Origin of the sequence: Streptomyces sp. NPDC001678, assembly GCF_042892945.1 — a bacterium.
Lineage (GTDB): Bacteria > Actinomycetota > Actinomycetes > Streptomycetales > Streptomycetaceae > Streptomyces.
Genome location: NZ_JBIAUP010000015.1, coordinates 38,269 through 54,557, shown reverse-complemented (window position 1 = coordinate 54,557; position 16,289 = coordinate 38,269). Strand labels below are relative to the sequence as shown.

The window sequence follows — 16,289 nt, the reverse complement described above, 5'->3', positions numbered from 1 at the left end:
CTCAACCCCGAAACCGTCGTCCTACAGGGCGCACATTGTCCGGGTGCTGCCGCTGAATGGCGCAGGCCCACTCGACAGGACGACGGGAAGAGATGTCTGTCAGGGTAGATGGCAAAAAGTCCGACGAGGTTCCTTCGGGGTCGAAGAGGCTCGCGGGGCTTGCGCGTTTCGTGAAAGGGCCCAAGCCCGAGAACGTGCCTGCCGTCGTGGGCACGATCGGGGCCCTCATCGGTCTCGCTGACATCGCGGCCGGGGTCATCCCCCGGTTCCGGTGGAGCAGGGTGCACGCCCTCTCCGAGGTGCTGCCCGGCTCCGTGACCCAGCTGGCGGCCGCCGGCTCGATCATCGTCGGCATCCTGCTGCTGATGATCGCCCACGGTCTCAAGCGCGCCAAACAGCAGGCCTGGCTGGCCGCCGTGGTCCTGCTGCCCATCGGTGCCGCCGCGCAGCTGGTCTACCGCCACTCGATCCCGGGTACGGTCCTCTCCCTGCTGCTCTTCGTCTATCTGCTCCGGCACAAGAAGTCCTTCGCCGCGCTGCCGGACTCCCGCAGCCGCTGGAAGGCGCTGGCCAACCTGATCCTCATGGGCGGCGTCAGCTTCGCCCTCGGCTGGGTGATCGTCGGCTCCCACGCCAACCAGATGATCGGCGACCCGCCGGTGCTGGAGCAGATCGAGCACGTCCTCTGGGGCCTCTTCGGCTTCGAGGGCTCGATCCGCTACACCGATCACGTCGACTACACCGTCGGCTACTCGCTGGGCGCCCTCGGTCTGCTGACCGTCGCCACCACCGCTTTCCTGGCCTTCCGCCCGGCCTACCCGGCCCCCCTCCTCACCGAGGAGGACGAGGACAGGCTGCGCGAGCTGCTCGCCAAGCACGGTGAGCGCGACTCGCTCGGCCACTTCGCCCTGCGCCGCGACAAGAGCGTCGTCTTCTCCCCGTCGGGCAAGGCCGCCGTCTCGTACCGCGTCGTCTCCGGTGTGATGCTCGCCAGCGGCGACCCCATCGGTGACGTCGAGGCCTGGCCGGGCGCCATCGAGAAGTTCATGGAGCTGGCCAAGCGCCACTCCTGGACCCCCGCCGTCGCCGGCTGCAGCGAGACCGGTGGTGAGGTGTGGACCCGTGAGACCGGTCTGGACGCCCTGGAGATGGGCGACGAGGCCATCGTCGACGTCGCCGACTTCAGCCTGTCCGGCCGCTCCATGCGCAACGTCCGCCAGATGGTCAAGCGCATCGAGCGCAACGGCTACAGCACCAAGACCCGCCGCGTCGGCGACCTGACCCCCGAGGAGCTGGACGCCGTCCAGCGCGCCGCCAACGCCTGGCGCGACACCGAGGACGAGCGCGGCTTCTCCATGGCCCTGGGCCGCATCGGCGACCCCAAGGACCTGGACGCGATCATCGCGACCGCCCACAAGGACCCGGAGGAGGGCGAGGACCTCCCCTTCGGCGACCTGCGCGCCATGCAGCACTACGTGCCGTGGGGCAAGGACGGCAGCTCGCTGGAGCTGATGCGCCGCGACCGCAGCGCCGACCCGGGCATGAACGAGCTGCTGATCGTGGCCTTCCTCCAGGCCGCCCCCGAGCTCAAGATCAAGCGCCTGTCGCTGAACTTCGCGTTCTTCCGCTCCGCCCTGGAGCGTGGCGGCAAGCTGGGCGCGGGCCCGGTCGTCCGGATCCAGCGCGCGGTGCTGATCTTCCTCTCGCGCTGGTTCCAGATCGAGTCGCTGTACAAGTTCAACGAGAAGTTCCGGCCCCGCTGGGAGCCCCGCTTCATCGTCTTCCCGAACAGCCGCGACCTGCCCCGCATCGGCTTCGCGATGATGCAGGCGGAGGGCTTCCTGGAGCTGCCGCGCCTGCTGCGCCGCCGCCCGGCCCCGGCCGAGGAGTTCCTCTCGGAGCAGGAGGCTCCCGAGCAGAGCGAGGTCACGCGCGCCGCGTGACACGGTCCGACAGCGCCCCGCGACCCCTCCCCGGCTTCCCGCCGGGGAGGGGTCGCGTCGTTCACCGGCCTTGTCGCACGCCCTAGGCTGGTTCCATGAGTACGTTGCGCGGCCGTATCGGGCCGGTCGGACTGCCCGAGTGGGACCGCTGTGCGGTGATGGGCGTGGTGAACGTCACCCCCGACTCGTTCTCCGACGGCGGTCACTGGTTCGACACCGCGCTGGCGGTCAAGCGGGGCCTGGAGCTCACCGCCGCCGGCGCCGACCTGGTCGACGTGGGCGGCGAGTCCACCCGTCCGGGCGCGGTGCGGATCGACGAGGAGGAGGAGCTCCGCCGGGTGGTCCCGGTGGTCCGCGAGCTGGCGGGCGAGGGCGTCGTCGTCTCGGTGGACACCATGCGGGCCGCCGTCGCCGAGGCCGCCGTGGAGGCGGGCGCGGTGCTGGTCAACGATGTGAGCGGCGGTCTCGCCGACCCCGCGATGGTGCCGGTGGTGGCCGCCGCCGGGGTGCCGTTCGTGGTGATGCACTGGCGCGGCTTCAGCGCCGATATGAACAGCCGCGCGGTCTACGGGCCCGATGTGATCGGCGATGTCGTCGACGAGCTGCGGCAGCGGCTGGACGCGGTGGTCGACGGCGGCATCGAGCCGAACCGGATCGTCGTGGACCCCGGCCTGGGCTTCGCCAAGCACGCCGAGCACGATCTCGCCCTGGTCGCCGGGCTCGACCGGTTCCGCCGGGAGCTGGAGCTGCCGATGCTGGTGGCCGCCTCCCGCAAGCGCTTCCTGGGCCGGGTGCTGGCCGGCCCCGACGGCGATCCGCCGCCGGCCCGCGAGCGGGACGCCGCCACGGCCGCCGTCTCGGCGCTCGCCGCGCGCGAGGGCGCCTGGGCGGTCCGGGTCCACGAGGTACGGGCCAGCGCCGACGCCGTCCGGGTGATCCGGGCGGTGGAACGGGCGGGGATCTCTTCCGACGCCGTCCGCCGCGCCGCCGAGGGGGCTTGAGTGAGCACCGCCCGTACGGACGCCGAGCAGGTCGAGCTGGCGAACACCGCCCTCTACGAGGCGATGGAGCGCGGCGACACGGCCGCCATGGACCGGCTCTGGCTGGACGACTCCGGTACCGAGGTCTCCTGCGTCCACCCCGGCTGGCCCGTGCTCCGCGGCCGCAGCGAGGTGCTGCGCTCCTACGCCCTGATCATGGCGAGCACGGACTACATCCAGTTCTTCCTCACCGATGTGGAGATCGCGGTCGTCGGCGACACGGCCCTGGTGACCTGCACGGAGAACATCCTCAGCGGCGCCCCCTCGGAGACCGAGGGAGAGCTCGGCCCGCTGGTCGGCCAGCTCGTCGTGGCCACCAACGTCTTCCGGCGGGTGGGCGACGGGTGGAAGGTGTGGTCCCACCACGGCTCGCCCGTGCTCGCGGGGCGGGAGGACGAGGAGGAGGACGACTCGTCCGAGCCGGGTGCGTGACGCTTCGGGCGCGTGACTCTTCGGGTACGTGACGGCCGTCACGGCGCCACACGTCAGTGTGAGGAAAAGTGGCCACTCGTTCGAGCTGCCCGGCACCCGGGTAGGGGTTGAGCACACGGATCTTCGGGTAAGCGCGGCGCGAACCGCCCGGCACCCGAGGTCGGGCGCTGTCGGTGTCCGCAGGTAGATTCGAAGGTGGGCTACCTGGTCGAAGGCGGGCCCTTACCGACAACCAGCAGGAGTGATTCGTGTGGATCGTGTCGCGCTGCGCGGCTTGAAGGCTCGCGGCCACCACGGGGTGTTCCCCAAGGAACGCGAAGAGGGCCAGACCTTCATCGTGGACCTGGTGCTGAGCCTGGACACCCGGCCCGCCGCGGCCGACGACGACCTCGCGAAGACCGTGCACTACGGCATCGTGGCCGAGGAGGTCGTGGACGTCGTCCAGGGCGAGCCGGTCGACCTCATCGAGACCCTCGCCGAGCGGATCGCCCAGCAGTGCCTCAAGCACGAGGCGGTGCGGGAGGTCGAGGTCGTCGTGCACAAGCCGGACGCCCCCATCACCGTTCCTTTCGACGACGTGACGATCACTATCACCCGGAGCCGAGTATGAGCAGCAGCGACCCGACCGTGCAGCCGGTGCCCGCCTCCGTGGTGGAGCGTGTGGACGCGGCCGATGTGACCCTGAGCAATCCCAAGCGCGCCGTGATCTCCATCGGCAGCAATCTGGGCAACCGCCTGGAGACCCTCCAGGGCGCGATCGACGCGCTGGAGGACACCCCCGGTCTGCGCGTCAAAGCCGTCTCCCCGGTCTACGAGACGGAGCCCTGGGGCGTCGAGCCGGGCACCCAGCCGACGTATTTCAACGCGGTGGTGCTGGTGAAGACCACCCTCCCGCCGGACTCCCTGCTGGAGCGCGGCCACGCGATCGAGGAGGCCTTCGAGCGCGTGCGGGACGAGCGCTGGGGCCCCCGTACGCTCGATGTCGACATCGTCACGTACCAGGACGTCGTCTCCGACGACCCGGTGCTGACACTGCCGCATCCGCGCGCCCACGAGCGTGCCTTCGTGCTCGCCCCGTGGTACGACGTGGACCCCGAGGCCGTGGTACCGGGCCGTGGCGCGGTGGGCGAGCTGCTGGCCGGTATCGGCCGTGAGGGCGTGGCGCCGCGTGCCGACCTGGAACTGCGGCTGCCCGAGTAGCCGTTGGGCCTACAGAGTTTTTCCGCATGACGAAGAGGGGCGACAGCTCGGTGAAGCAACTTCGGATCGGGGTGCTGGCCGGCCTCTTCGCCGTGGCCGGGGTCCTCTCATGGGCCGCCGCCCGCCTGTGGGACTCCTTCGGCACGCTGCCCAGCGTGCCGGTGGCGGCGCCCATCGTGCTGGGCGTCATCGCTGTGGTCCTCTTCGCCACGGCCCTGTCCCTGCGCGGCCGGTTGCGCGCCCAGCGCGAGCGCCGGGCGGGCGCGAAGGGCGTCGACCCCCTGCTGGCCGCGCGGGCGCTGGTCTTCGGCCAGGCCAGCGCCCTGGTCGCGGCCCTGGTCGCGGGCATGTACGGCGGAGTGGGCGCCTTCCTCCTGATGGACGGCCTCGACGTCCCCGCCCGCCGCGACCAGGCGATCTACGCGGGCGCGTCCGTCCTGGCGGGCGCCTGCGTGATGGCTGCCGCCTTCTTCATGGAGCGCGTCTGCAAACTCCCGGAGGACGAGGAAGAGAGCAGCTGACGCCGGTTTGTGGGCAGGCGTTCCGCAGGGCGGAACGGGTGGGCACAAACCGCCCACCGGCCCGCACCCGAAAACGCTCCTACGCCCCCGGAACCGTCTCGACGAAGGCCTCGCTCCGCGAGGCCCCCCGCGCGTCCGCCTCGATGCTCCGCCGCAAGGCGGCATGCAGCCGCGCAGGGGTGAGGACCCCCAGGAAGTGGTCCGCGTCATCGCCGTCCAGAACGGCGATCCACCCCGCGTCATGCTGCAGCATCGTGCTGAACGCCTGCTTCAGCGAAGCCCCCAGCGGCAGCCACGCGTCCATGCGCCGCGCCCGTTCCCGCACCCGTGTCGTCCCCTCGCCGGAGGCGATCGCGTCGGCGGAGACCCAGCCGTGCAGCCGGTCCGCGTCGTCCAGGACGACGGCCCAGCGCGCGTCGTCCGCCGCGAGCCGCGCCCGCGCGTCGGTCAGCCGGTCGTCGAGGTGGACCACCGGCGGCTGCTCCAGGTCGCCGGCCTCGATCGGCGTCACCGACAGCCGCTTCAGGCCCCGGTCCGCGCCCACGAAGTCGGCGACGTACGGCGTGGCGGGCGCGCCCAGCACCACTGCCGGGGCGTCAAACTGTTCGATTTTTCCATGGCCGTAGACCGCGATGCGGTCGCCGAGCCGGACCGCCTCCTCGATGTCGTGCGTCACGAAGAGCACCGTCTTGCGCACCTGCGACTGAAGCCGCAGGAACTCGCTCTGCAGCCGTTCCCGCACGACCGGGTCGACCGCGCCGAAGGGTTCGTCCATCAGGAGGACGGGCGGGTCGGCGGCGAGCGCCCGGGCGACCCCGACGCGCTGGCGCTGGCCGCCGGAGAGCTGGTCGGGGTAGCGGTCGCCGTAGACGGACGGGTCGAGCCCGACGAGGTCGAGGAGCTCGGCCGCCCGGTCGCGGGCCCGCTTGCGCTGCCAGCCCAGCAGATGGGGCACGGTCGCGGTGTTCTCCAGGACCGTCTTGTGGGGGAAGAGGCCGACCTGCTGGATCACATAGCCGATCCGGCGCCGCAGCTCGACGGGGTCCACGCCGGCGATGTCCTCGCCGTCGACCCGGATGCGTCCGCTCGTGGGCTCGATCAGCCGGTTGACCATCTTCATCGTGGTGGTCTTGCCGCAGCCCGACGGTCCGACGAGGGTGACCAGCTCGCCCTCCGCGACCTCGAAGGAGAGGTCGTCCACGGCGGTCGTGCCATCGGCGTAGCGCTTGGTGACGTGCTCGAAGCGGATCATGGTTCCCCATTGTCGCCGTACTGTCCTTCGAACAATGTTGCCGTTGGACCACTGTCGGAGGCGAATGTCAGTGCTCCGGGTTAGGGTCGCCAGTAACCGACCGTGAAAGCCGAGGGGGAGGTGAGGCACGGATGGCGGGTCAGAACTGCCTGATCGCCAACGACTGGTTCTGCGGCGAATATGTGCGGACACGCGGCCAGGAGCTGACGGACGCCACGCTCCAGCACGTCGGCATCACGCTGGTCTCCGTGGCGATCGGCCTGCTCGTCGCCTTCCCGCTGGCGCTGCTCGCGCGCCGCTGGCGGGCGTTCCGGGGCCCGGTGCTCGGCGCGACCACGGTTCTCTACACCGTGCCCTCGCTGGCCATGTTCTCGCTGCTGGTGCCGGTGTTCGGCCTGTCGGCGGCCGTCGTGGTGACGGGCCTGGTGCTCTATTCGCTGACGATCCTCGTGCGGAACATCCTGGCCGGCCTCGCCGCCGTGCCGGAGGAGGCCCGCGAGGCCGCGCGCGGCATGGGATACGGGCCGATACGTCTGCTCTTCGGGGTGGAACTGCCCCTGGCGGTCCCCGCGCTGATGGCCGGTCTGCGGATCGCCACGGTCTCGACCGTCTCGCTCACCACGGTGGGCGCGATCATCGGCTACGGCGGGCTGGGCAATCTGATCTACGAGGGGATGCGCAGCTACTTCAAGGCGCAGGTGCTCACCGCGTCGGTGCTGTGCGTCGCGCTGGCCGTCGCCGCCGATCTCCTGCTGTTGTTCGCCCAGCGGCTGCTCACGCCCTGGGCGCGGACCGGCCGCCGTGCGGTGAACCGCCGCGCGGCCGAGGAGGCGGTGATGGTCTGATGGACGTCATCGGGCGGACGTGGGACTGGCTGACGACGGGTGCGCACTGGTCCGGCACGGACGGTGTGTGGCACCGGCTGGGGGAGCATCTCTTCCTGACCACCGCGTGCCTGCTGATCGCGTGTGCCATCGCACTGCCCGTCGCGGTGCTGCTCGGTCATCTGGGCAAGGGGGGCGCCCTCGCGGTCAACCTCTCCAACGTGGGCCGCGCGGTGCCGACGTTCGCGGTGCTGGTGCTGTTGCTGCTGAGCCCGCTGGGTACGCACGGTTCCTGGCCCACCATCATCGCGCTGGTCCTCTTCGCGATACCCCCGGTGCTGACCAACGCCTATGTGGGGATGCGCGGTGTGGACCGGGACATGGTCGAGGCCGCGCGGGGCATGGGCATGACCGGTGGTCAGGTGATGGCCCGGGTCGAGCTGCCCCTGGCCTTTCCGCTGATCGTGACCGGGGTGCGGTCCGCCGCCGTCCAGGTCGTGGCCACCACGACGCTGGCCGCGCTCCCCGGGGGCGGCGGCCTCGGCCGGGTCATCACGGCCGGCTTCCGGCTGACGGACACCGCGCAGGTGGTGGCCGGGGCGGTGCTGGTGGCGGCGCTGGCGCTGCTGGTGGAGGGCGCCTTCGTCCTGCTCCAGCGGCGGCTCGACCCCCTGCGGGGCCGCGTCCGCACGGCATGACGAACCCCGCATGACGAACCCCGCATGACGAACCCCGCATGACGAACGCTCAAGCCTGACTGGATGGAGTTTCGTATGACCAGGACACCGCGTCGAGCGCGGACCACTCGCGCCCTGCTGGCGGTGGCCGGCGTCGCGGCCCTCACGGCGGGTCTCGCCGCGTGCGGCGGCGACAGCCTGGAGAAGTCCAAGGAGGGCGGGAGCTCCACCGGATCGGGCAAGGATTCGCTGGTCGTCGGCTCGGCGTCCTTCACCGAGTCGAAGGTGCTCGCGGAGATATACGCGGGGCTGCTCAAGGACGCCGGATATTCGACGTCCATCCAGACCGTCGACGCCCGGGAGCTGTATGAGCCGGCGCTGGAGAAGGGGCAGATCGATGTGGTCCCGGAGTATGCCGCGACGCTCACCGAATTCCTGAACAAGAAGCAGAACGGGAAGGACGCCCCGCAGGTCGCGTCGGGCGACCCGGAAGCCACGGTCAAGGCCCTCCGTAAACTCGCCGAGCCGCGCGGTCTGAAGGTGCTGGAAGCCGGGCCCGCGGTCGACCAGAACGCCTTTGCGGTTACCGGCGAGTTCGCGGAGAAACACCAGCTCAAGACGCTTTCCGACCTTGGGAAGTCGAAGGAGAAGGTACGGATCGCGGCGGGCGACGAATGCTCCCAGCGGCCCTTCTGCCGGCCGGGCCTGGAGAAGACCTACGGCATAGACGTCGCCGGGATCGACCCGCTGGAGGTCGGCAGCACCCAGGCCAAGCAGGCGGTCAAGGACGGCAAGGACCAACTGCTGCTGACCACCACCACGGACGCCACGCTCGCGCAGTTCGGACTCGTCCTGCTGGAGGACGACAAGAAGCTTCAGAACGCGGACAACATCCTGCCCGTCGTGAATGCCAAGAAGGCGGGTTCGCAGAAGATCGCGGATGTGCTCGGCAAGCTGAACAAGGTGCTGACCACCGCCGATCTCACCGAACTCAACAAGAAGGTCGACGCCGAGCGGCTCAAGCCCGCCGATGTCGCCGCTCAGTACCTCAAGGAGAAGAAGCTTCTGACGAAGTGACGGCGTAGGAGAGAAGTAAGATCAAGGGAAGAGTTTGGCGGTGGGCTCACACGTTCGCCACGACGCACGGTAAGTTTCAGGCCATGCCACGAGGACGCCATCGCCATTCCGCCCCCCTCCACCGGCTTCTTCCCCCGCTGACGGTCGCCGCGACATCCGTCGTCTGCGCCGCGGGTGCGTTGGCGGTGGGTGAAACCGCTGTCATTCGCGGCCTCGCCGTCGCCGCCGCCGCGGCCACGGTGGTCGGCTCGGTGATGATGCGCCGCTGGGACCGCGCCGCGGGCAGGAGCGTCGCCCAGCTCACCGCCGCCCGTACGCGGGAGGAGTGGAAGACCGAGGAACGCGTGGCCGAGCTCGAGACGGAGCTCGAGGAGACCCGTCTGCTGCGCACCGGCCTGGAGTCCAAGCTCCGCGCCAAGCGCGCCGAACTCGCCCGCCTCCGCACCGAGCACGCCGACCTGCTGCGCCGCTACGCCGCCGCCGAGACCGGCCGGGCCAGCGCGCTGGAGGGCCGCCGCCTGCTGGAGAAGGACGTGAAGCCGACGGCTGACAAGCCGGCCGCGCTGAACGCGGAGGCGTACCGCAAGGCGGCGAACGCGCTCCAGTCCCTGGGCCGGGAGGTTGTGGGCAATCGTCCCGCAGGGCGGGACGGGTGGGCACAACCGGACCACCGGCCCGCACCCGAAAAGGTCGCTCAGCCCGTGAAGGCCCCCGCCGCGGCGAAGCCCGCGGAGACGCCCGCCAAGGCCGCGCCGGCTGCGCCCGCCAAGGCCCCCGAGGCGCCCCAGGCCGCCAAGCAGCCCGCGCCGGCGAAGGCCGCCCCGGCGCCCCAGGCCCCCAAGCGACTCCCCGCGGCCAAGACCACCCCGCTTGCCAAGGCGCCCGCGCCGGCCAAGGCACCCGCGCCCCGCCCCGCAGGGACGGTCGTGCCGGCGGCCCGCCGCCAGCCGGGCGGCTTCGACTTCTTCGGCACCGGCACCGGCAAGGGCGCCGCCGCCGGCAAGAAGAAGGCCGTGGAGGAGCAGGATCTCGCGGACGTCGTCGGCGAGGAGGCCCTCGCCGACGCGGCCGGGGTGGAGAAGGACGCGGACGGCAAGGTCATAGACCTCACCGCGCACGACGACACCGAGCAGATCGACGTCGTCGAGCTGCGCAGCGCGATCTCGTAGCAGCATCCGGGAGAAGGCCCGGGGCTCTGCCCCGGGCCTTCTCCCGTTGTACGTACTTACGCCGGCTACTTGTCGATGTCGCCCACGACGAAGAACAGCGAGCCCAGGATCGCCACCATGTCCGCGACCAGCGTCCCCGGCAGGAGCTCGGTCAGGGCCTGGATGTTGTTGAACGAGGCCGACCGGAGCTTCAGCCGCCAGGGCGTCTTGTCGCCCTTGGAGACGAGGTAGTAGCCGTTGAGGCCCAGCGGGTTCTCGGTCCAGGCGTAGGTCGCGCCCTCCGGGGCCTTGAGGACCTTGGGCAGCCGCTGGTTGATCGGGCCGGGCGGCAGCCCTTCCAGCCGGTCCAGGCAGGCGTCGGCCAGCTCCAGCGAGTTGTGGGTCTGCTCCAGCAGGCACTCGAAGCGCGCCAGGCAGTCGCCCTCCTCGCGGGTGACGACCTTCAGGACGTCGCCCAGCTCGCCGTACGCGAGGTACGGCTCGTCGCGCCGCAGGTCGAAGTCGACACCGGAGGCGCGGGCGATCGGCCCGCTCACCCCGTACGCGTGGACGGCCTCCGGCGTGAGGACGCCGACACCGCGCGTCCGGCCCCGGAAGATCTCGTTGCCGAGCACCAGCCGGTCGTACACGTCCATCCGCGAGCGCACCTCGGCGATCGCGTGCCGGGCCCGGCCGAGCCAGCCCGCGGGCAGGTCCTCCTTCAGGCCGCCGACGCGGTTGAACATGTAGTGCATCCGGCCGCCGGAGACCTCCTCCATGACCGTCTGGAGCTCCTCGCGCTCGCGGAACGCGTGGAAGACCGGGGTGATGCCGCCGAGCTCCAGCGGATACGAGCCGAGGAACATCAGATGGTTGAGCACCCGGTTCAGCTCGGCCAGCAGCGTGCGTGTCCACACCGCCCGCTCGGGGACCTCCATGCCGAGCATCCGCTCGACGGCCATGACGACGCCCAGCTCGTTGGAGAACGCCGACAGCCAGTCGTGCCGGTTGGCGAGCATGATGATCTGGCGGTAGTCGCGCGCCTCGAACAGCTTCTCCGCGCCCCGGTGCATATAGCCGATCACCGGCTCGGCGCTTTGGACCCGCTCGCCGTCCAGGACGAGGCGCAGTCGCAGCACACCGTGGGTGGACGGGTGCTGGGGCCCGATGTTGAGCACCATGTCGGTGCTCTCCGCCGCGCCGCCGATCCCGACTGTCGTCTCCGTCATGGGGTTAGTTTCTCAAACGCCGGAGGAATCGCCGGACGGGCCGATTCCCAGCGCCTCCGGCCGGAGCCCCACCGGCTGGAGCAGCCAGCCGAAGCCGCCCAGGCCCGCCGGGGCGGTCAGCTCCGCCGCCTCGCCGGCCGCGCCGAGGGCCCGTACATAGGCGGCCGGGTCGGTCGAGGCGAGCGAGAGCGGCGGACGGGCGCCGCTGACGCCCAGGGCCCGCAGCGCCTCGCGCTGGCTGACGGCCGAGCCGCCCGGCAGCGCGGCCGAGTCCAGCGCGACGTGTGCGGTGATGTCGCAGGAGCCGTCCGGCACGGGCCGCACCTCGCGTCCCTCGCGGAAGCCGGCCAGGGTCCCGTAGGGCGGGCGGGAGGCGCGCCCGTGCGCGTAGTCGACGGCCACCGCCAGCCCGGACCGCAGCGTGGCGACGGCCCGCCGCCAGGCGGCGTCGCGCGGGTGGCCGATCTCGGCGCGGGAGCCGGGCGGCGCGCCCTCCAGGGGCCACCAGCGCTTCAGCCAGTCGGCGTCCTCGCCGGAGACCGGGTCGCCGAGCAGCTCCTCGCCGTCGTCGCGGACGAGCACCTGGCGCGGGGTGCCCTCGCCGTCCGTCTCGGCGACGTCCACCGGGACGTTGTCGAGCCACTCGTTGGCGAAGAGCAGCCCCGTGATCCCCTCGGGCGGGGTGTCCCGCCAGCTCACCCGGGGGTCGAGGTCCTCCGGGCGGCCGGCGAGCTCCACGGCGTACGGGCGCAGCCGGCCGGCGAGCTCCGCGGGGCACCGGGCGAGCACCCCGGCCACCAGCTCGCCGCGCCCCGCCCCGACGTCGACGAACGCCAGCTCCGCCGGGTGCCCCAGGGCCGTGTCGACGCGGCGCAGCAGCTCCACGACGGCCCCGGCGTACAGGGGGGAGGCATGGACGGACGTACGGAAGTGGCCCGCGGGGCCCTCGGGGCGCCGGTAGAAGCCCTCGGGGCCGTAGAGGGCCGTCTCGGTCGCCTCCCGCCAGGTCCTCGCACCGCTCGACACGTTCGCTCCGCTTCCCATACGCACACGTTAAGCGGGCTCACCGGACAGCCGCCCTCCACCTTGGGGAGTAGACGGAAACCGACCGGATCGATCGCCGGGCTGACCCGTGCGGCGACTCGGCGTGCCTACGCTGGGTGACGTGCAGCGCCTCTACGACTTCCTCCGCAGACACCCCACCGGTGTGGACACCTTCTGGGCCTTCCTGCTGCTGGGGCTCAGCCTGCTGTCCAGCGCCGAGGGGAGCACGCGGGGCGGGACGGCGCTCAAGATCGTCGCGGCCCTGGCGCTCAGCACGGTGGTCGCGCTGCGCCGCCGCTGTCCGGAGAAGATGCTGCTGCTGGCGGCCGCGACGGGGGTGGCCCAGGTCGTCCTGGACGTCCAGCCGGACGTCTCGGACTTCGCGATGCTGGTGATCATCTACACGGTGTCGTCCGGCAATACGCGCTGGGCGTCGCGGTTCGCGCTGATCGGCGGGGTCCTTGCGTCCCCGATCGCCGCCGTCCGCTGGCCCACGCCGCACAGCGGGCTGGGCAACGCCGTGCTGGGGGCGGTGTTCGTCAGCGTCCCGTTCATCCTCGCCTGGGTCCTCGGCGACTCGATGCGCACCCGCCGCGCGTACTGGGCGCAGCTGGAGGAGCGTGCCACGCGCCTGGAGAAGGACCGCGAGCAGCAGGCGAAGCTGGCGGTGACCGCCGAGCGGGCGCGCATCGCCCGTGAACTCCACGACGTCGTCGCGCACAACGTGTCGGTGATGGTGGTGCAGGCCGACGGCGCCGCCTATGTCCTGGACGCCTCGCCGGAGCAGGCCAAGCAGGCCCTGGAGACGATCGCCAGCACCGGCCGCACGGCCCTCACCGAGATGCGCCGCCTGCTGGGCGTGCTGCGTACCGAGGAGGGCGGGGAGAGCGGTGAGACGTATGTGCCGCAGCCGGACGTGGAACAGATCGGCGAGCTCGTCGAGCAGGTGCGGGGCGCGGGGCTGCCGGTGGAGTTCACCGTCGAGGGCGCGCCGCGGCCGCTGCCGAGCGGTGTGGAGCTGACGGCCTACCGGATCGTCCAGGAAGCGCTGACCAACACCCGGAAGCACGGCGGCCCGGACGTCGGCGCGAGCGTCCGGCTGACGTATTTCGACGACGGCCTGGGGCTGCTGGTCGAGGACGACGGCCGGGGCGCGCAGCACGAGCTGTACGAGGACGGTGGCGCCGACGGCATGGGGCACGGTCTGATCGGTATGCGCGAGCGCGTCGGAATGGTGGGCGGCACCCTGGACGCGGGGCCGCGGCCGGGCGGCGGCTTCCGGATCAGTGTGCTGCTCCCCGCCAGGTCCGGCCGCTGAAACCACCAGGCCGCTGAAACCGCCGCTGAAACCATCAGGCCATCAGGTTTGATTCGTAGTACGCCTCAGAAAGGGACCCCGCATGTCGATCCGTGTCCTCCTCGTAGACGACCAGGTTCTGCTTCGTACCGGTTTCCGCATGGTGCTGGCGGCCCAGCCGGACATGGAGGTCGTCGCCGAGGCCGGGGACGGCGTGGAGGCGCTGAAGGCGCTGGAGGGCACCGAGGTGGACGTCATCCTGATGGACGTCCGTATGCCGCACATGGACGGTGTGGAGGCCACCCGCCGGATCTGTCTGCGGGCGAACCCGCCGAAGGTGCTGATCCTCACCACCTTCGACCTCGACGAGTACGCCTTCTCGGCGCTGAAGGCGGGCGCGAGCGGCTTCATGCTCAAGGACGTGCCGCCCGCGGAGCTGCTGGGCGCGATCCGGGCGGTGCACAGCGGTGACGCGGTGGTCGCGCCCAGCACCACCCGTCGGCTGCTGGACCGCTTCACCCCGATGCTGCCGAGCGCGGGCCCCGAGCCCACCAGCGCGGAGGTGAGCCGGCTCACCGACCGGGAGCGCGAGGTGATGCTGCTGGTGGCGCAGGGCCTGTCCAACGGCGAGATCGCGGCGCGGCTGGTGCTGTCGGAGGCGACGGTGAAGACGCATGTGGGCCGCATCCTCACCAAGCTGGGTCTGCGGGACCGGGTGCAGGTGGTGGTGATGGCGTACGAGACGGGCCTGGTCCGGGCGGGTGGAGGACCCGCGCACTGAGGGTGCGCCCCGAAGGGGGCGCGGGGCGGTGTCGATATGCGGCTCCGCCCCGTGGGCGCGACCAGCCACGGACGGCCCGCAGCCGAATGACCGCGACCCCAGCGGAGCGTTACCGCAGCACGCCCTCCAGGAAGTCGCTCCCCAGCCGGGCGACCACGGTCAGGTCCAGCTGGTGGAGCACATAGCGGCCGCGCCGCCGTGTCGTGATCAGTCCGGCCTTCTTCAGCACCGCTATGTGCCGTGACACCTCCGGCGGGCTGACATTGTGGGCGGCCGCCAGCTCGCCCGTGGTGAACGCGGCCCGCGCCAGATAGCGGCACATCCTGATCCGCATCGGGTGCGCCAGCGCCTCCAGGCGGAGGGTGAGCAGGTCGAGGGACTGCGGCCCGGGCAGCTCGGGGGCGGCCACCGGGTAGTGGATCACCGGCCGCCAGCCGGGGGCGTGCAGTACCCATAGATGGGGCCAGCCGAGGGACGACGGGACGAAGGTGACGCCCGCGCCGACGGCCGGGTCGACCGCGGTCGTATGGCCGCTGGTGAGCTTGTCGACGACGATCCGGGAGCCGTCGGGGGAGAGCGTCACGGCGGGGGAGACCTCGGCGAGGGCTTCGGCTAGGCCCTTGCGCCGCAGGATCTCCGTCTTGTGGCGGGCGTCGTTGGCGAGCTGGACGCGCACCCGCTGCCAGACGTCGTTGAAGAAAGCGTCCGCGCAGTCCTCGAACAGCCGCCGCAGCCAGGCCCGGACCGCCGGAGGGTCCTGGAGCAGCCGCTTGGCGAACTCCAGCTGGCGGGGGCCGCGCGCGGTGGCGCGCTCCAGGGCCTGCTCCCGGATCTCCGCGTTCACCAGCGGCGACGGGCCGCGCAGGGTGTATTTGCTGCTGCAGGAGATCTCGAGGGCGGCGTCGACGAACAGCTCGTCGTCCAGCCGGTCCATCATGTCCAGGTCCTCGGCGAGGGTGGCGCCGGGCTGGCCGTGGGTGTCCGGGAGGGCGGCGAAGGCGTGGGAGATGTCGGAGAAGGTCGAGCTCCACAGGAAGTCCGCCTCGCACAGCCGGTCGGCGAGGTCCGGCTTGAGCGCCGCGTTCGTCGCGGTGGTCCAGCCGTGCAGCCCGGGGTGGTGTCCGGGCTCGGCCAGGGCGTGGAGGGCGGTGCACAGCTCGGCCAGGGGCGAGGCCCGGAAGACCAGCCGCTCGGGCGGCAGGCCCGCGATGTCGATCGTCACGCTCATGCGGTCATCGTGCCTTCCTTTTCGCAGGTCGGGCCGCCGATTGACGGTCCTCGTCAATTCACGCGCCGAACGGGTGGGCCGGGCCGCACGGTGGAGGACATGAGCGCGAACCAGCAATACCTGCTCGACCTGTACCGCACCGCCCGGCTGGGCGAGGCCCCGCCGCCCGCACCCGGCACCGGCGACCGCCAGGCCGCCCGGGAACTCCGCACCTGGTGGGCCTTCCGAGCCGTCGTCGACGAGCGCGTCGCCGCCCGCCGGGCGCGATGGAGCCGGCGGACCCGTTGGACGACGGCCTTCCGCCCCGCCCGCCCCGTACGACCCGCAGCCGCCACCCCGGCGCCCGTACACCCGTCAGCCGCCCGAAGCACCTCCGCCCAGCCGCTCCAGCCGCTCCAGGAGCGCCCCGACCGCGTCGCGAACGGCTGCGGGAGCCCGTGCGAGCGCTGACGCAGCGGCGGTGATCTACGCGTCGCTCTCCCGTGCGGCGCTCCTGGTCCGCTCATCGATGTGCGGCCGTTCATCCAGTGCGGTCATGGCGTGCGGTGCGGTCACGGCGTGCCTCCTCTGTCTGAGGTCTTCAGGCTAGGCCCGGC

At 71.7% G+C, this 16,289-nt stretch carries 17 protein-coding genes; 13 read left to right on the top strand and 4 right to left on the bottom strand.

All coding sequences use genetic code 11. The features are described 5' to 3' along the window. Window positions 1-92: 92 nt before the first annotated feature. The 6 genes from ACFYZR_RS26775 to ACFYZR_RS26750 all read left to right on the top strand — a co-directional run bounded on the left by ACFYZR_RS26775 (window position 93) and on the right by ACFYZR_RS26750 (window position 5,136). Window positions 93-1,943: a phosphatidylglycerol lysyltransferase domain-containing protein gene (locus tag ACFYZR_RS26775; RefSeq protein WP_391914580.1), complete on the top strand. Its 1,851-nt coding sequence runs from the start codon at window positions 93-95 to the stop codon at window positions 1,941-1,943. Window positions 1,944-2,038: 95 nt separating this feature from the next. Then, a complete protein-coding gene (folP, locus tag ACFYZR_RS26770) occupies window positions 2,039-2,944 on the top strand; it encodes a dihydropteroate synthase (RefSeq protein ID WP_391914578.1) in 906 nt (301 codons plus the stop codon). Next, window positions 2,945-3,415, top strand: a complete 471-nt coding sequence (locus ACFYZR_RS26765; protein WP_391914576.1) for a nuclear transport factor 2 family protein — start codon at window positions 2,945-2,947, stop codon at window positions 3,413-3,415. Between the two features lie 250 nt (window positions 3,416-3,665). Next, complete coding sequence (gene folB / locus ACFYZR_RS26760; RefSeq protein ID WP_126915341.1) at window positions 3,666-4,025, top strand: dihydroneopterin aldolase; 360 nt, start codon at window positions 3,666-3,668, stop codon at window positions 4,023-4,025. Then, on the top strand, window positions 4,022-4,615 hold the full coding sequence (gene folK, locus ACFYZR_RS26755; RefSeq protein WP_391914574.1) for a 2-amino-4-hydroxy-6-hydroxymethyldihydropteridine diphosphokinase: 594 nt from the start codon (window positions 4,022-4,024) through the stop codon (window positions 4,613-4,615). Before folB ends, folK begins: the two co-directional genes overlap by 4 nt. Window positions 4,616-4,665: 50 nt before the next feature. Further along, window positions 4,666-5,136: a DUF3180 domain-containing protein gene (locus ACFYZR_RS26750; RefSeq protein WP_391914756.1), complete on the top strand. Its 471-nt coding sequence runs from the start codon at window positions 4,666-4,668 to the stop codon at window positions 5,134-5,136. Window positions 5,137-5,215: 79 nt separating this feature from the next. Here ACFYZR_RS26750 and ACFYZR_RS26745 read toward each other — a convergent pair whose 3' ends face one another. Further along, window positions 5,216-6,388: an ABC transporter ATP-binding protein gene (locus ACFYZR_RS26745; protein ID WP_391914572.1), complete on the bottom strand. Its 1,173-nt coding sequence runs from the start codon at window positions 6,386-6,388 to the stop codon at window positions 5,216-5,218. 131 nt (window positions 6,389-6,519) lie between these two features. Here ACFYZR_RS26745 and ACFYZR_RS26740 point away from each other — a divergent pair, with 131 nt between their 5' ends. The 4 genes from ACFYZR_RS26740 to ACFYZR_RS26725 all read left to right on the top strand — a co-directional run bounded on the left by ACFYZR_RS26740 (window position 6,520) and on the right by ACFYZR_RS26725 (window position 10,135). Further along, window positions 6,520-7,233, top strand: coding sequence for an ABC transporter permease (locus ACFYZR_RS26740; protein WP_391914570.1), 714 nt, complete (start codon window positions 6,520-6,522; stop codon window positions 7,231-7,233). Further along, complete coding sequence (locus ACFYZR_RS26735; protein WP_391914568.1) at window positions 7,233-7,910, top strand: ABC transporter permease; 678 nt, start codon at window positions 7,233-7,235, stop codon at window positions 7,908-7,910. Before ACFYZR_RS26740 ends, ACFYZR_RS26735 begins: the two co-directional genes overlap by 1 nt. A 75-nt stretch (window positions 7,911-7,985) precedes the next feature. Then, a complete protein-coding gene (locus ACFYZR_RS26730; protein WP_391914566.1) occupies window positions 7,986-8,966 on the top strand; it encodes an ABC transporter substrate-binding protein in 981 nt (326 codons plus the stop codon). Window positions 8,967-9,151: 185 nt separating this feature from the next. Further along, the gene (locus ACFYZR_RS26725) at window positions 9,152-10,135 is read left to right on the top strand and encodes a hypothetical protein (protein WP_391914564.1); all 984 of its coding nucleotides are present in this window, start codon (window positions 9,152-9,154) and stop codon (window positions 10,133-10,135) included. Window positions 10,136-10,200: 65 nt separating this feature from the next. On the opposite strand, the gene ACFYZR_RS26720 is transcribed toward ACFYZR_RS26725, so the two are convergent. Both ACFYZR_RS26720 and ACFYZR_RS26715 read right to left on the bottom strand, forming a co-directional pair. Next, window positions 10,201-11,343: an NADH-quinone oxidoreductase subunit D gene (locus ACFYZR_RS26720; protein ID WP_391914562.1), complete on the bottom strand. Its 1,143-nt coding sequence runs from the start codon at window positions 11,341-11,343 to the stop codon at window positions 10,201-10,203. Window positions 11,344-11,355: 12 nt separating this feature from the next. Next, a complete protein-coding gene (locus ACFYZR_RS26715; RefSeq protein ID WP_391914560.1) occupies window positions 11,356-12,387 on the bottom strand; it encodes an SAM-dependent methyltransferase in 1,032 nt (343 codons plus the stop codon). Window positions 12,388-12,508: 121 nt separating this feature from the next. Here ACFYZR_RS26715 and ACFYZR_RS26710 point away from each other — a divergent pair, with 121 nt between their 5' ends. Then, window positions 12,509-13,705 carry a sensor histidine kinase gene (locus tag ACFYZR_RS26710; protein WP_391914558.1) on the top strand — a complete coding sequence of 399 codons (1,197 nt, stop codon included), beginning with the start codon at window positions 12,509-12,511 and terminating at the stop codon, window positions 13,703-13,705. A gap of 82 nt (window positions 13,706-13,787) precedes the next feature. Continuing rightward, window positions 13,788-14,465 (top strand): response regulator, encoded by a 678-nt coding sequence (locus ACFYZR_RS26705; RefSeq protein WP_391914556.1) that lies wholly within the window; start codon window positions 13,788-13,790, stop codon window positions 14,463-14,465. 109 nt (window positions 14,466-14,574) lie between these two features. On the opposite strand, the gene ACFYZR_RS26700 is transcribed toward ACFYZR_RS26705, so the two are convergent. After that, a complete protein-coding gene (locus tag ACFYZR_RS26700; protein ID WP_391914554.1) occupies window positions 14,575-15,693 on the bottom strand; it encodes a DUF5937 family protein in 1,119 nt (372 codons plus the stop codon). Between the two features lie 99 nt (window positions 15,694-15,792). On the opposite strand from ACFYZR_RS26700, the gene ACFYZR_RS26695 reads away from it, so the two are divergent. Further along, entirely contained in the window at window positions 15,793-16,143 is a 351-nt protein-coding gene (locus tag ACFYZR_RS26695; protein WP_391914552.1) for a hypothetical protein, read from the top strand. The last annotated feature ends 146 nt before the right edge of the window (window positions 16,144-16,289 follow it).